Source organism: Neoroseomonas oryzicola, from assembly GCF_012163135.1.
In the GTDB taxonomy this organism is placed as follows: domain Bacteria; phylum Pseudomonadota; class Alphaproteobacteria; order Acetobacterales; family Acetobacteraceae; genus Neoroseomonas; species Neoroseomonas oryzicola.
The window spans coordinates 758,728-773,302 of sequence record NZ_JAAVUP010000002.1 but is presented as its reverse complement, the minus strand read 5'-3'; the positions used below and the strand labels follow the sequence as shown (position 1 = coordinate 773,302).

General features: G+C 71.2%; 16 protein-coding genes. 1 reads left to right on the top strand and 15 read right to left on the bottom strand.

Features of this window, described 5'->3' with window-relative positions; all coding sequences use genetic code 11:
• Window positions 1–16 precede the first annotated feature (16 nt).
• From GWK15_RS10185 to GWK15_RS10170, 4 genes are all read right to left on the bottom strand, one after another.
• Window positions 17–1,399: a pyruvate dehydrogenase complex E1 component subunit beta gene (locus GWK15_RS10185; RefSeq protein ID WP_168041171.1), complete on the bottom strand. Its 1,383-nt coding sequence runs from the start codon at window positions 1,397–1,399 to the stop codon at window positions 17–19.
• A gap of 1 nt (window position 1,400) precedes the next feature.
• Complete coding sequence (gene pdhA / locus GWK15_RS10180) at window positions 1,401–2,423, bottom strand: pyruvate dehydrogenase (acetyl-transferring) E1 component subunit alpha (RefSeq protein WP_168041170.1); 1,023 nt, start codon at window positions 2,421–2,423, stop codon at window positions 1,401–1,403.
• Between the two features lie 279 nt (window positions 2,424–2,702).
• Window positions 2,703–4,421 (bottom strand): mucoidy inhibitor MuiA family protein, encoded by a 1,719-nt coding sequence (locus GWK15_RS10175; protein WP_168041169.1) that lies wholly within the window; start codon window positions 4,419–4,421, stop codon window positions 2,703–2,705.
• Between the two features lie 71 nt (window positions 4,422–4,492).
• Entirely contained in the window at window positions 4,493–4,813 is a 321-nt protein-coding gene (locus GWK15_RS10170; protein WP_168041168.1) for an FtsB family cell division protein, read from the bottom strand.
• A 188-nt stretch (window positions 4,814–5,001) separates the two neighbouring features.
• Between GWK15_RS10170 and GWK15_RS10165 the strand changes: the two genes are divergently transcribed.
• Complete coding sequence (locus GWK15_RS10165) at window positions 5,002–5,556, top strand: NADPH-dependent FMN reductase (protein WP_168041167.1); 555 nt, start codon at window positions 5,002–5,004, stop codon at window positions 5,554–5,556.
• A gap of 230 nt (window positions 5,557–5,786) precedes the next feature.
• On the opposite strand, the gene eno is transcribed toward GWK15_RS10165, so the two are convergent.
• From eno to tpiA, 11 genes are all read right to left on the bottom strand, one after another.
• On the bottom strand, window positions 5,787–7,064 hold the full coding sequence (gene eno / locus GWK15_RS10160) for a phosphopyruvate hydratase (RefSeq protein WP_168041166.1): 1,278 nt from the start codon (window positions 7,062–7,064) through the stop codon (window positions 5,787–5,789).
• A gap of 79 nt (window positions 7,065–7,143) precedes the next feature.
• Complete coding sequence (locus GWK15_RS10155; protein WP_168041165.1) at window positions 7,144–8,004, bottom strand: hypothetical protein; 861 nt, start codon at window positions 8,002–8,004, stop codon at window positions 7,144–7,146.
• Window positions 8,005–8,094: 90 nt separating this feature from the next.
• Entirely contained in the window at window positions 8,095–8,397 is a 303-nt protein-coding gene (locus GWK15_RS10150) for a hypothetical protein (protein WP_168041164.1), read from the bottom strand.
• A gap of 41 nt (window positions 8,398–8,438) precedes the next feature.
• Window positions 8,439–8,681, bottom strand: coding sequence for a hypothetical protein (locus GWK15_RS10145; RefSeq protein ID WP_168041163.1), 243 nt, complete (start codon window positions 8,679–8,681; stop codon window positions 8,439–8,441).
• Window positions 8,678–8,875, bottom strand: a complete 198-nt coding sequence (locus GWK15_RS10140) for a hypothetical protein (RefSeq protein WP_168041162.1) — start codon at window positions 8,873–8,875, stop codon at window positions 8,678–8,680. The genes GWK15_RS10145 and GWK15_RS10140 overlap by 4 nt, the downstream gene beginning before the upstream one ends.
• 2 nt (window positions 8,876–8,877) lie before the next feature.
• Window positions 8,878–9,699, bottom strand: a complete 822-nt coding sequence (gene kdsA, locus GWK15_RS10135) for a 3-deoxy-8-phosphooctulonate synthase (protein WP_168041161.1) — start codon at window positions 9,697–9,699, stop codon at window positions 8,878–8,880.
• A gap of 307 nt (window positions 9,700–10,006) precedes the next feature.
• Complete coding sequence (gene argC / locus GWK15_RS10130) at window positions 10,007–10,984, bottom strand: N-acetyl-gamma-glutamyl-phosphate reductase (protein ID WP_168041160.1); 978 nt, start codon at window positions 10,982–10,984, stop codon at window positions 10,007–10,009.
• Between the two features lie 58 nt (window positions 10,985–11,042).
• Window positions 11,043–11,426 (bottom strand): nuclear transport factor 2 family protein, encoded by a 384-nt coding sequence (locus GWK15_RS26300; RefSeq protein ID WP_338147226.1) that lies wholly within the window; start codon window positions 11,424–11,426, stop codon window positions 11,043–11,045.
• 310 nt (window positions 11,427–11,736) lie between these two features.
• Window positions 11,737–13,371, bottom strand: coding sequence for a CTP synthase (locus tag GWK15_RS10120; RefSeq protein ID WP_168041158.1), 1,635 nt, complete (start codon window positions 13,369–13,371; stop codon window positions 11,737–11,739).
• Window positions 13,372–13,461: 90 nt separating this feature from the next.
• A complete protein-coding gene (gene secG, locus GWK15_RS10115; RefSeq protein ID WP_168041157.1) occupies window positions 13,462–13,785 on the bottom strand; it encodes a preprotein translocase subunit SecG in 324 nt (107 codons plus the stop codon).
• 35 nt (window positions 13,786–13,820) lie between these two features.
• The gene (tpiA, locus tag GWK15_RS10110; RefSeq protein WP_211844011.1) at window positions 13,821–14,540 is read right to left on the bottom strand and encodes a triose-phosphate isomerase; all 720 of its coding nucleotides are present in this window, start codon (window positions 14,538–14,540) and stop codon (window positions 13,821–13,823) included.
• Window positions 14,541–14,575: the final 35 nt, after the last annotated feature.

The following is a 14,575-nucleotide window of genomic DNA, read 5'->3' as shown; positions in this document are numbered from 1 at the left end:
ATCGTTCCCCCGCCCCTTACTTGTAGGTCACGCTCTTCGCCGCATCGACCACCTGCTCGAGGCGCGGCAGCGCGAGCTTCTCGAGGTTCGCGGCGTAGGGCATCGGGATGTCGAGGCCATGCACGCGCACCGGCGGCGCATCCAGGTGATCGAAGCAGGTCTCCATGATCTGCATCGCGACCTCGGCGCCGATGCCGGCATAGGGCCAGCCTTCCTCGACCGTCACCAGGCGGTTGGTCTTGCGCACCGAATTGGCGATCGTCTCGGTATCCAGCGGACGCAGCGAGCGCAGGTTGATCACCTCCGCGCTGATGCCCTGCTCGGCGAGCTTCTCGGCCGCCTGCATCGCGAGCCCGACCATGATCGAGAAGGCGACGATGGTGACGTCGGTCCCCGCGCGCTCCACCTTCGCCTTGCCGATCGGCAGGATGAAGTCCGGATCGGTCGGGCATTCGAAGGAATGCCCGTACATGATCTCGTTCTCGAGCACGATGACCGGGTTCGGATCGCGGATCGCCGCGCGCAGCAGGCCCTTCGCATCCGCCGCCGACCACGGCGCGACCACCTTCAGCCCCGGGCAATGCGCGTACCAGGACGCGTAGCACTGCGAATGCTGCGCGGCGACGCGCGACGCCGCCCCGTTCGGCCCGCGGAAGACGATCTGGCAGCCGAGCTGCCCGCCCGACATGTAGAGCGTCTTGGCCGCCGAGTTGATGATCTGGTCGATCGCCTGCATCGAGAAGTTGAAGGTCATGAACTCGACGATCGGCTTCAGGCCGGTGAAGGCGGCGCCGACCGCCATGCCGGTGAAGCCGTGCTCGGTGATGGGCATGTCCATCACGCGCTTCGGGCCGAATTCGTCCAGCAGGCCCTGGGAGATCTTGTAGGCGCCCTGGTACTGCGCGACCTCCTCGCCGATCAGGAAGACGTCCTTGTCGGCGCGCATCTCGGCGGCCATGGCGTCGCGCAGCGCCTCGCGCACCGTGATGCTGGCGGTCGGACCCCAATCCTTCTCGGCCGGGGCGGCGGGCGCCTTGGCCGTCGCCGGCGCATGCACTTCCGTGCGCTGCGCGGTGCCGGTCTCGGCGATCATCTTCTCGTTCTCGCGCGGGTTCTTGTTGGTGATGCCGTGCATGGTCTGCGCGGCCGCGCCGCCGGCGCCGCCGTCGAGCTCGGCGATCGGGCTGTTCACCTGCACGCCCTCGGTGCCCTCGGGCACGACGATCCTGGTGATCGTCCCCTCGTCCACCGCCTCGACTTCCATCGTGGCCTTGTCGGTCTCGATCTCGGCGATGACGTCGCCGGACTTCACCGCATCGCCTTCCTTCTTCAGCCAGCGCGCCAGCTTGCCTTCGGTCATGGTCGGCGAGAGCGCCGGCATCAGGATAACGGCACCCATCTCAGCGGGCCTCCACCAGGACGTCGGTCCACAGTTCGGATTCGGGCGGCTCGGGCGATTGCTGCGCGAAGTCCGCGCTGTCCTGCACGATCGCCTTCACCTCGTCGTCGATCACCTTCAGCTCCGCCTCGGTCACGGCGAACTGGTCGACCAGCATCTTGCGCGCGGTCTCGATGCAGTCCGACGTCTCGCGCATCTTCTGCACTTCCTCGCGCGTGCGGTACTTCGCGGGGTCGGACATGGAATGGCCGCGGTAGCGGTAGGTCTTCATCTCGAGCAGATAGGGGCCCTTGCCGGCGCGGCAGTGGGCGACGGCGCGCTCGCCGGCCTCGCGCACCGCGATCACGTCCATGCCGTTCACCTGCTCGCCCGGGATGCCCCAGGCCGCGCCGTTCTGCGACAGATCGCGCGAGGCCGAGGCGCGCTCGACCGAGGTGCCCATGCCGTACTTATTGTTCTCGATGATGAAGATGCAGGGCAGCTTGAACAGGGCGGAGAGGTTCAGGCTCTCATAGACCTGGCCCTGGTTCGACGCGCCCTCGCCGAAATAGGCGACCGCGACGCGGCCGTCCTCGCGGTACCAGTTCGCGAAGGCGAGGCCGGCGCCGAGCGAGACCTGCGCGCCGACGATGCCGTGCCCGCCGTAGAAGCCCTTCTCGCGCGAGAACATGTGCATGCTCCCGCCCTTCCCCTTGGAATAGCCGCCGATGCGCCCCGTGAGCTCCGCCATCACGCCGCGCGCCTCCATGCCGGTCGCGAGCATGTGCCCGTGATCGCGGTAGGAGGTGATGACCTGGTCGCCCGGCTTGAGGCACATCTGCATGCCGACCACGACCGCTTCCTGGCCGATGTAGAGGTGGCAGAAGCCGCCGATCAGGCCCATGCCGTAAAGCTGGCCCGCCTTCTCCTCGAAGCGGCGGATCAGCAACATGTCGCGATAGGCCTTGAGGAGGTCCTCCCGGCCGATGGATGGCTCCTTGGCCTTTCCGCGGCGCTTGGGGCTGGTCTCTGCGGCTTGGGCCATATGGCGTCTCCCTCGGAAGGCACTCTCGTTGCGAATTAGGACGCAGATGGCCTCGCACGCAAGCGGCGCGACGAAAAAACCGTTCTTTCGCAATGCAATAAGACGGTTAACTGAAAATCGGTTAAGTCGCTGATACGACGCGATCGTCGGTCGGGCCGCATGGGCCCGCACCTTCCGGCCCGGGCCGCCGCCATTGCGGGTTCAGCCCGGCCGGACGCCCGGAACGAAACAATCCTGCACGGCGTGGGGTCGCCGCGCCATAGGCTTGCTATTTCACGCTCAGCGCCCCGGAAGCCCCTGGACCTGCCGGTCCCGCGGCGCCGTCACGGTGTAGCCGAGCCTGATCCGCCGCTCCTGCCCCGGCGCCAGCGCGAAAGTCCAGGCCAGGACGCCGGGCCGGTCCTCGACGTCGCGCGCGGTCGGTGCCGGGTCCGCCTGCAGGGTCACGGTGAGGTCGGCGTCGCCCGAGACCGGCACCTGGTCCTCGACGGTCACCTCGACAGGGCGGGCGTGGAAGGATCGCAGCGTCATCACCGCCTCGAAGGCCTCGGTGCTGGTGCGCCCGGTCAGCAGGCTGCCTTCCTGCGCGCGCCGGCGGGCCTGGGGCTCGTAGGCGACGCGGATGCGGTCGTCGGCACCGAAGGCGAGCGTCGTCTCCTCGCCGGGCCGCAACAGCGGCAGCGCGGTCCGCCCGACGAAGACCCCGTCAAGGTGCAGCGAGGCCGTCCCCGGCAGGGTCGGCGCCGGCGCCGCATGGGCGAAGCGCGCGCGCAGGAAGGCCCGCGGCGCGAGGCGCGGGATGGCGAGGGCGGACATCGTCGCCTCGGCCGAGAGGTCGGCGATGCGCACGCGCCGGTCGGCGCCATCGGCCGTGACGCTGGTCGGGCCGGGGATGACGTATTCCACCGCGAAGCCCGCGGTCTGGACATTGGCTGCGACCACCTCCGCCTCCCGCGCCACCACCGGCGCCGGCGCGGCGACCGAGGCCGGCGGTGCCGCGCCACGCGTCGCCTGTTGGCGGTCCGCGGCCGCATCGCGCATGGCCTGCTCGCGCGCGCGGCGGGCGATCTCGGCCGGGTCGATCAGGGCGATGCGCCAGGGCTGCAGCCGCGGCGGGCCGGAGGCATCGGCCGGCCGCGCCGTCGAGAGGGTCAGCGCCACATCGCTCCAATCCTCCCCGGTCTGCTGCGTGACGATCGCCTCCTGCCGCAGGGCGATGCGCGAGGACTGGGTATCGAGGCGGACCTCGTAGACCGGCTGCCAGCGCGCCCCGCGGAGCTGGTAGGCGACCTCGAGATCGAGGCGCGCCGGCTGCTCGGCGCGGACGGCGACCGCGATCTCGAGCGCCCCGGGCGGCGGGCCGCCCAGCGCGCCGATCTCGGCCTTGATCGCATCGCGCCGCTGCTCCGCCACGCGCCGTTCGGCCTGCAGGCGGCGCATCGCCTCGCTCGCCTCCTCGGTGCCGGCGCGCACCGCCTCCCAGGCGGCGCGCCAGGCGGCGGGATCGGCGGACAGGCGCGGCGGCGGCTCGTTCGCCGCGGTGGGCTGGCGTTGCGCGGTGACGAAGCCGCCGGCGAGGCGCTCGATCAGCCGCAACTGCGCGGCCTGCGCGGCCAAGGCGGGGTCGAAGGCGGTCACCGCCTCCTCGGCCTCGCGCAGCCGGGCCTCCAGCGCCGCACGGCGGGCATCGACGGCGCCACGGTCGAAGCGCGCCTGGCGCAGTTCGACGCTGCCGATCGCGACCGCCCCCGTCGACCGTCCGCGCGCGGTGACGCTGTCGCGCAGCACGGCGGTCGGGATGTTGGGCAGGACCAGCACGCTGTCACCCGCCGGCAGGTCCACCGCCCCGCGGCGCGTCACCGTCGCCTGGTCCGGATAGACGGTGACCGCGGCGGGCGGGGCTGCGACCTCGACGCGCACCGGCGCGCCCTGGCCGAACACCGGATGCGGCGCCAGCACGCCGATCAGCAGTAGGACGGGAATGGACCTGCGCAGCATGGCGTCCTCCGGCGTTGTGCCGGGAGCATCCTGCCGCGGACCGGGCCGGCGCAACCGCGCCGGATCACAGGTCAGTAGAGGCGGCGCTCAGGGCCGTAGGGCACGACGACCTCGTCGCGGCCGACCATGTTGAGCAGCGAGCGGGCGCGTTCGTCGAGCTGGTCGCGGTCGAGCCGCTCGCCGCGCAGGCCGGCGACGCGGCGCTCGATCTGGTCGCGCTCGCGCTCGGCGTCGGAGAGTTCCCGGCGGGCGGCGGCGATGTCGTTCAGCCGCTCGGCGCGCGCGATCAATCCGCGCTCGCCATGCATGGCGTGCCAGACGAAGTAGCCGGAGACCGCCGAGAACAGGACCGGCAGCGCCAGGGCGTTGAAGACGCGCTTGAGAAACCGCACAAAAGTCTTCCGATAGCGACACGACACGAAATTCTAGACACCGAGGCGACTCGGTGTCACCCGCTTCGTTCGGCGTTTCGCATGGCTGCGTCAATTTTCTTTTTGCGGGGCCGGCGCGCCCGCGCCGCGCTTGCCCGCGCCCGCGCGCCAGGCCCATCGTCCGGCCTCATCGAGGAAGGACATCCACCATGGCCGGACCCGCCATCGCCGTCGTCATCGGCAGCCTCCGCAAGGCGTCCTTCAACCGCCGCCTGGCCATGGCGATGATGCGCCTCGGCCCCGCCGAATTCACCTTGGCCGAGGCACCGATTGGCGAATTGCCGCTCTACAACCAGGATGACGAAGCGAGCCCGCCGCCCGCCCTGCAGCGATTCCGCGACCAGATCCGCGCCGCCCAGGGCGTGCTGTTCGTGACGCCGGAATACAACCGCTCCATCCCCGGCGTGCTGAAGAATGCGATCGACCAGGGCTCGCGCCCGGCGGGGCAGAGCGTCTGGGGCGGCAAGCCGGCGGGGATCGTCGGCACCTCCCCCGGCGCGGCGGGCAGCGCGATGGCGCAGCAGCACCTGCGCAACGTCCTCGCGACGCTGAACGTGGCAGTGCTGCCCTCGCCCGAGGTGTTTCTCCAGTTCAAGGAGGGGCTGATCGCCGAGGACGGCAGCATCGCCGACGAACGGACGGCGAAGTTCCTGCAGGGCTGGATGGACCGCTACGCCGCCTGGGTGCGGCGGTTGGCTGGTTGATTGTCGCGCACGAAGGCTGAGCCTTCGTGCCCCTCAGACGCCGGGCGGCCGGCATCCGCCGGCCTTGGCTTCGCGCGCCGTTGGAACACCCGGCCCAACGGGCGGTAGCGCGCGGCCGCGCTTTGCGCTCCCGGCCCGAGGCAGGGCCTCGGGCCGCGGGCTCTCGGGACGCCGTGGCTGGTTCGCGCGGCAAGTCCGGGGCCGCGCTACTACCCGTGGCCCAGGTGCGATCACCGCCGGATCGCGCCGCGTCCGGCGTAGCGGGCCGCGGGGCCGAGGTCCTGCTCGATGCGGATCAGCTGGTTGTACTTGGCGAGGCGATCCGACCGCGACAGCGACCCGGTCTTGATCTGCCCGCAATTCGTCGCGACGGCGAGGTCGGCGATCGTCGCGTCCTCGGTCTCGCCCGACCGGTGCGACATCACCGCGCGATAGGCGGCGCGGTGCGCCGTCTCCACCGCCTCGAGCGTCTCCGTCAGCGTGCCGATCTGGTTCACCTTCACGAGGATCGCGTTCGCCGTGCCGCGCTCGATGCCCATGCGCAGGCGTTCGGGGTTGGTCACGAACAGGTCGTCGCCCACCAGCTGCACCTTCGCGCCCAGCCGGTCGGTCAGCGCCTTCCAGCCCGCCCAGTCGTCCTCGGACATGCCGTCCTCGATGGAGACGATCGGCCACTTGGCGCAGAGCGCGGCGAGGTAGTCGACCATGCCGCCGGCATCGAGGGTCTTGCCCTCCCCTTCCATCACGTACTTGCCGTCGTGGAAGAACTCGGTCGCGGCGCAGTCGAGCGCGAAGACGACGTCCTCGCCCACGCGATGGCCGGCGGCTTCGCAGGCCTTGGCGATGAAGCCCAGCGCCTCGTCGGCCGAACCGATGTTGGGGGCGAAGCCGCCCTCGTCGCCGACATTGGTCGAATGGCCCGCGTCGTGCAGCGCCTTCTTCAGCGCCATGAAAACCTCGGACCCGATGCGCACCGCGTCCGCGACCGTGCCGGCGCCGACCGGCATGATCATGAATTCCTGGATGTCGATCGGATTGTCCGCGTGCTTGCCGCCGTTGATGATGTTCATCATCGGCACCGGCAGGGTGCGGGCGTAGACGCCGCCGACATGGCGATAGAGCGGGATGCCGAGGTCGGTCGCCGCCGCCTTGGCCACCGCGAGCGAGACGGCAAGCATTGCATTCGCGCCGAGCCGCGCCTTGTTGGGCGTGCCGTCGAGCTCGATCATCGTCTCGTCGATCTTGATCTGGTCGAGCGCATCGAGCCCGGAGATGGCGTCGAAGATCTCGCCCTCGACATTCGCGACAGCCTTGAGCACGCCCTTGCCGCCGTAGCGGGACTTGTCGCCGTCGCGCAGTTCCACCGCCTCATGCGCGCCGGTCGAGGCGCCGGAGGGGACGATGGCGCGGCCGGCGGCGCCGCTGTCGAGCACGACCTCCGCCTCGACGGTCGGGTTGCCGCGGGAATCGAGGACCTCGCGGGCGATGATGTCGGCGATGGCGGCCATGCGGGACGAACTCCGGCAGGAAGGGATCGGGTGCGGCGGCTGGCTACACCGGGCCGCCGCGCGGGGAAAGGGCCGGGGTTCAGCGCGCCTGGGCGAGCACGCCCTGGAAGCGGGCCAGCGCCGCCTCGAAGGCCGCTGCCCCCGCGGCATCGCCCGCCCCGGCGGCGGCGTGCGCCGGCGGCAGGGCGGCGAAGAGGCGGACCAGTTCGGCCGCCGGCAGGTCCGGCCCATCCGCGGCCAGGGCCGCCTGGACGCGGTTCCACAGCGCCATGCGCTCCGACGGGGTCAGGGTCCGCCCCGAGGCCAGCACGCCCCGCTGCGCCGCCTGCCAGGCCTCGTGCCGCTGGGCCAGCACGCCGCGAAGGCCGCTGCGCGCGTCGAAGCCGACCACCGCCTGCATCAGCGTCACCGCGTCGTCCATCGCACCCTGGCGGGCGGCAGCGAGGCCTGCCGCGTCGACGCCCTGCGGGGCGGGCTCGGACAGCACGCGGAAGCCCTCGAGCCCGCGGCGGCGCACCGCGTCGGACGGCCAGCGCGCCGGGGCCGCGCGCAGACCGGCCAGGGCGTCCTGGACGCGGGCGAACGCCAGCGCGCCCTCCTGGCCCTCGGCCGGGGCGGCACCGGCGGCGAGTGCCGCGATGCGCCGCGTCTCCAGCACCATCAGGTCCATGCCGGGATCGAGCACCGCGCCCGCCACCGGGGTGGCCGGCCGCGGCAGGTTGGTGTTCGGCGCGCCCCCGGCCGCGTAGCGGAGGGAGGCCGCCTGGTCGATCTCCGACCGCTCCCGCTGACCGAGATGGTCCACCATCCGGCCCGCCGCCTGGTCCGCGGCGGTGGTCAGCGCGGCGATCCGCTGCGCCGGCCCTTGCGGGGCGAAGGGCACCACGGTGCAGGCCGGAAGCGGCAGGGTGGCGAGCAGCAGCAGGAAGGATCGACGCATCGGCCTGGGTCTCCGCAGCGGGGGCCGCACCCTAGACCGGAACCCGCCGCCCCGGGATTGCGCGATGCGGTGAGGTCGCCCGCGCCGCGGTCACGCCTTGCGCGCCGCCTGGCGGAAGTCCCGCTGCAATTCGATCCGCAGGCCGCGCCGGTCGCAGGGGACGACGCGGCTCGAGGGCACGTTCAGGGCGAGCGGCAGGTCGGTGGTGCGCGGGCGGGAATACCCCGCGAAGCGGATGTCGAGGCCCTCCGCCCCGCCATTGCGCAGCACCTCCCCCCATTCGCCGGCGCGGGCGGTCACCACATCCCCGGGCTCGTCGCGGATCAGCCGCACGAGGTCCCCGGGTTCGAAGACCGGCATGGGCGTGCCGTCGGGCAGGTAGGCGATGCGCATCGGCCGAGGATGCGCGTCGAAGGTGAAGAAGCCCCTGCCCGTCAGCCGCCGTCGCCAGGCCGCCGCCCGGCCCAGAACAGCCAGGCGATCCAGCCGAGCGGGACGAGGATCGCGGCATGGGCGCCGAGCACGGCGAGCACCGTCTCCCAATGCCAGTCCGAGGCGCGCAGCGTCGCCCAGCCGGCCGGGAGCGAATACCAGAGGAAGACGCCCAGCATGGCCGCGATCAGCAGCGCCGGCACCGGGCGGCGGGGGATGGGCGGTAGGCCCGGCGGGCGGCTCATTCGGCCCCGCCGCCGTCCTCGCCGGTGCTGGGCAGGCCAAGGTCGGCATCCGGCCCGGCCACGACGGCCCCGGCGCCGAGCACCGAGGCCGCGATGCCGCCCACCACGCCGAGTTCCTCCCCGGCGATGCCGGCGAAGGCCATCCCCGCCACGCCGAGGCCCGCCACCATGACGAAGAAGCCGAAGCGCCGCATGGTCAGCCCGACTTCGCCAGCGTGTCGAAGGCCTTGAGCCGCGCAATCAACGCCGGCATCTCGCGCAGCGGGATCATGTTGGGCCCGTCGGACGGCGCGTGGTCGGGATCGGGATGCGTCTCGATGAAGACCGCAGCGACGCCGACCGCGACCGCCGCGCGCGCCAGCACCGGGGCGAATTCCCGCTGCCCGCCCGAGGATGTCCCCTGCCCGCCCGGCTGCTGGACGGCGTGCGTCGCGTCCATCACCACCGGATAGCCGGTCGCCGCCATGATCGGCAGGGAGCGCATGTCCGCGACCAGCGTGTTGTAGCCGAAGGAGGCGCCGCGCTCGCAGAGCAGGATGTTCTCGTTGCCCGTCGAGGCGATCTTGGCCGCCACGTTGGTCATGTCCCAGGGTGCGAGGAACTGGCCTTTCTTCACGTTGATCGCCCGGCCCGTCTCGCCGGCGGCGACCAGCAGGTCGGTCTGGCGGCAGAGGAAGGCCGGGATCTGCAGAACGTCCACCGCCTCGGCGACCGGGGCGCATTGCTCGGGGGCGTGCACGTCGGTCAGCACGGGCAGGCCCGTTGCCTCGCGCACCTCGGCCAGGATGGCGAGGCCTTCCTTCATGCCGATGCCGCGGGCGGCCTTCACGCTCGTGCGGTTCGCCTTGTCGAAGGAGGATTTGTAGATCAGCGGCACGCCGGCGGCGGCCGCCATCTCCTTCAGCGCCGCGGCGGTTTCCAGCGCATGGGCGCGACTCTCGATCTGGCAGGGGCCGGAGAGGAAGACGAGCGGCAGGTCGTTGCCGATGGCGACGGAGCCGACTTTGACGTGGTGCATCAGGGGTCTCTGCTACTTCGGGCGATGGCGGTTCTAGGCTTTTCGCGGCGGAGGCGGCGAGAGGGGCTCCGCCCCTCCCGGACTCTCCCCGGCAAAGGCCGAAAGGCCTTTGCAAACCATGATTCGGGCACAGGGTTTCTGTGATGTTTTTCCTATATTCCCTCGGTCTGCCGATTGCAATCCCGGTTCCCGAGGGTCCAGCCCAGGGCAGATTCGCCGCGCAAGATCGTGCGCGATGTCCCTCGCGCCCGCTCCGGAACACGGCCCGGGCAAGCCGGAGAAGGACAACGCGCGCTCGCGAGAGATCTCATGGCCAGACAGGAAGTCCATCCAGCCCCGCGGTCTCCGGCAGGCCGCAGATCAGGTTCGCATTCTGCACCGCCTGCCCCGCGGCGCCCTTGCCGAGATTGTCGACCACGCCCATCGCGATCACCAGCTTGCGCTCCGGATCCGCCGCATAGCTGACGAAGGAGAGGTTCGAGCCGGTCGCCCATTTGGTCTGCGGCGGCCTGTCCGTCACCCGCACGAAGGCCCGCCCCGCGTAGAAGCGCCGGGCCGTGTCCAGGCACTGCTCCGTCGTCGCGCTGCCGCGGCAGTAGATGGTGACGAGCACGCCCCGGGTCATCGGCACCAGATGTGGCGTGAACACCAGCCCAGCCGCGCTGCCGCCGCTCAGCCGCTCGATGGTCTTCGCCATCTCGGGCATGTGGACGTGCTGGAGCAGGCCGTAGGGCTGCAGGTTCTCGTTGCTCTCGGCAAAGCCGAACCGGCTGTCCGCACCGCCCCGGCCGGCGCCGGAAATCCCGGTCTTGGCATCGATGATGATGTTGCCGGGCTCGATCAGCCGGTTCGCCAGCAGCGGCGCGAGCGTGGTCAGCACCGCGGCGGGGAAGCAGCCGGGATTGGCGATGCGGGCGTGGCCCGCGATCCGGTCGGGCCAGACATCGGCGAGGCCATAGGCCCAGCCTTCGGCATAACGGTGGTCGCCGCCGATATCGACGATCTTCACCGCCTTCGGGATGCGCGCCAGCGCCTCCGCCGAACGGCCCGTCGGCAGCGAGGCGAACAGCAGGTCGAGCTGCGGCAGCTTCGCCGGGTCCCATTTCTCGATCACCAGCCCGGCCAGCCTGGCCGGCACGCCGGGGAACCGGTCCACCAGGAGGCTGCCGGCGCTGCCCTCGCCGGCGGCATAGACCAGTTCGAAGGACGGGTGGCCCGCGACCAGGCGCAGCGCCTCGCCGCCGCCAAAGCCACTGATTCCGACAATGCCGACGCGAAGGGTCATGAGTGTGTCCTGTTGCTGGGCTGAGACAGGGAAGATGGAGAGGAAGGGCGCGGCGGCCTCAGGCCGGGCCGGCGTGGAGGCGGGGCGCGCCCATCTTGAACCAGGCCTTCGCGATCCTGCCGCCCTCCACCTCGTAGATGGCGATGACGTCCACCTCGCCGGGCCCTTCGGGGAATGTGCGCGTGACCAGCTCGTGATCCACGACGACGTTCCCGACGCGGACACGGGACAGAAGGCGCCCGTGCAGATCGGGCTCCCGGAAGCGCGCGACGTGCCGTTCCCGGATAGCGACCGCGCCGGCGGCGAGAAGCTGGTCCGGGAAGGCGTAGTACAGGCAGTCGTCGGCCCAGCAGCGCATGAAGGCGTCGATGTCGCGGGCGTTGTAGGCGTCGAGCTGTTGCCGGACGGGACATTCCGGCGCTGTCCGATCGTGGTCGTGCACGGGATTCTCCTGTGGACTGGGCAAAGAAAAACCTCCGAAGCCGGGGGGCTGCGGGGGTTCGGAGATGCGGGCCGATGCCGCCTCGGAGGGTGGGCCGCTAGGGAGCGGGCCGCACCGCGGGAGGGGCCTGTCTGCACGCAGCCACGAAGGCCGCCGCTGGGATGCAGCGACGGCGTCGGTTCGCGGTGCGGAGGTGCAGGCCATCCATGGGGCGGACGCTAGAGGCCCGCCGGAACGGATGTCAACGCAGGCGTATCGCCGGCCCCGGCCTGGGCCGCCGCGGCGGAGGGGCGCGGCCCCTCCGCGAGGCTCACACCAGCCGCGCCTGCTTCACCGCGGCGCCGACGAAGCCCGAGAACAGCGGATGCGGTTCGAAGGGCTTCGACTTCAGTTCCGGGTGGTACTGCACGCCGATGAACCAGGGATGGTCGGGGTATTCCACGATCTCGGGCAGCACGCCGTCCGGGGACAGACCCGAAAAGCGCAGCCCCGCTTCCTCGAGGCGGTCCTTGTAGGCGATGTTGACCTCGTAGCGGTGGCGGTGGCGTTCCTCGATCTCGGGTGCGTCGCCATAGACCTCGCGCACCAGCGACCCTTCGGCCAACCGCGCGGGATAGGCGCCGAGGCGCATGGTCCCGCCAAGGTCGCCCTTGGAACTGCGGCGTTCCAGCTCGTTCCCGCGCAGCCATTCGGTCAGCAGGCCGACGATCGGCTCGGGGCAGGGCCCGAACTCGGTCGAGGAGGCGCCCTTGATGCCGAGCAGGTTCCGCGCTGCCTCGATCACCGCCATCTGCATGCCGAAGCAGATGCCGAAGAAGGGCACCTTGCGCTCGCGGGCGAACTTCACGGCCTCGATCTTGCCCTCGGTGCCGCGTTCGCCGAAGCCGCCGGGAACCAGGATGCCGTTGACCTTCTCGAGCCGCGCGACGGCCGCCGCGTCGTCCTCGAAGATCTGGCTGTCGACCCAGTCCAGCTTGACCTTCACGTTGTGCGCGATGCCGCCATGGGCGAGCGCCTCGGAGAGCGACTTATAGGCGTCGAGCAGGTTGGTGTACTTGCCGACGACGGCGATGGTGACCTCGCCCTCGGGCTGCTTCACCGACTGCACGATCCGCTCCCAGCGGCCCATGTCGGGCTCGCCATAGGCCGAGAGGCCGAAATGGCGGAGCACTTCCTGGTCCAGCCCCTCGCGGTGGTAGGCGAGCGGCACCTCGTAGATCGTGCTGGCATCGAGGGCGGGGATCACGCTCTCGGGCCGCACGTTGCAGAACAGCGCGATCTTGCGCCGCTCATTCTCCGGGATCGGCCGGTCGCAGCGGCAGAGCAGGATCTGCGGCTGGATGCCGAGGCCGAGCAGTTCCTTCACGCTGTGCTGCGTCGGCTTGGTCTTCAGCTCCCCGGCCGAAGGGATGTAGGGCACCAGCGTAAGGTGCATGAAGAGGCTGCGCTGGGGCCCGAGCTCATTCGCGAGCTGGCGGATCGCTTCCAGGAAGGGCAGCGATTCGATGTCGCCGACCGTGCCGCCGATCTCGACCAGCACGAAGTCGTAGGGGTCGGTCTCGGCCTGGATGATCTCTTTGATCTTGTCGGTGATGTGCGGGATGACCTGGACGGTGCCGCCCAGGTAGTCGCCGCGACGTTCCGCCGCGATCACGTCGAGATACAGCCGCCCCGTGGTCCAGTTGTCCGCCTTGCGGGCGGCGACGCCCGTGAAGCGTTCATAATGGCCGAGGTCGAGGTCGGTCTCCGCACCGTCGTCGGTGACGTAGACCTCCCCGTGCTGATACGGGGACATCGTCCCCGGATCGACGTTGAGGTAGGGGTCCAGCTTCCTCAGCCGGACCTTGTAGCCGCGTGCCTGGAGCAACGCGCCGAGGGAGGCGGAAGCGATACCCTTGCCAAGGGAGGAGACCACGCCGCCGGTGATGAAGACGAACCGCGCCATGGGCGCCCTCCATAACAAGCCGCGCGCGTGGACGCCACCCGCGCACGACGCGGGGCGGCCACGCGCCCGGAAGTGGTTGAAACGACGGGGCTAGTTGTTCGGGACGGCCGGCGCGGCGGGCAGCGACGGGGCGGCCGGAGCGCTCGCCGGGGGCGGCGAATCGAGAATCGAGCGGTTCTGCTGGCTGGCGCCGCGGTTCAGCAGCGCCAGCGCCAGGGCCAGCACGAAGAACAAGGTGCCGAGGATCGCCGTGCCGCGCGTCAGCAGGTTTGCCGTGCCGCGCCCGCCCATGAAGGAGCCCATGCCGCCCGAGGACCCGATGCCGAGGCCGCCGCCCTCGCTGCGCTGCAGCAGGACGAGGCCGATCAGGGCGAGGGTGACGAAAAGGTGGACGACGAGCAGGACGGTTGTCATGGCGGCGCGTATCTAGCGGCTGGCAGGCGCGGGGGCTACCCCGCCGCGCGCGCAATCGCCAGGAAATCCTCCGCGACCAGGCTCGCACCCCCCACCAGGGCCCCGTCCACGTTCGGCAGGGCGAGGATGGCGGCCGCATTCCCCGGCTTCACCGACCCCCCGTAGAGCAGCCGGGTGGCCGGGCCGACCGCCTGGCGCAGGGCGGCATGGATGGCCGCGATGTCGGCCTCGGTGGGCGTCCGGCCGGTGCCGATGGCCCACACCGGCTCATAGGCCACCACCCCGCCGGCGGCGACGAAGCCCTCGGGCAGGCTGCCGGCGACCTGGACGCGGACCACGGACTCGGCCTCCCCGGCCTCGCGCTGGGCCAGCGTCTCGCCCACGCAGACGATCGGGACCAGGCCATGGGCGATGGCCGAGGCCGCCTTGGCCTTCACCACCGCGTCCGTCTCATGGTGGTCGGCGCGGCGCTCGGAATGGCCCACGATGACGTAGCGCGCCCCGGCATCGGCCAGCATCGGGGCCGAGACATCCCCGGTATGGGCGCCCTTGGCGACCAGGTGGCAGTCCTGGCCGCCCACTGCGACCGGCCCGCCCTGCACCGCCGCTGCCACCGCCATGACGAGCGTCGCCGGGGGGCAGACCAGGATCTCGGCCGCGATCCCTTCCCCGCCCGCCGCCACGGCCCGCGCCAGCGCCAGGCCGTCGGCGGCGAGGCCGTGCATCTTCCAGTTGCCGGCGATCAGCGGGCGCACTCCGGGGGTCATCGGCGTCTCCTCGAAACCATGCT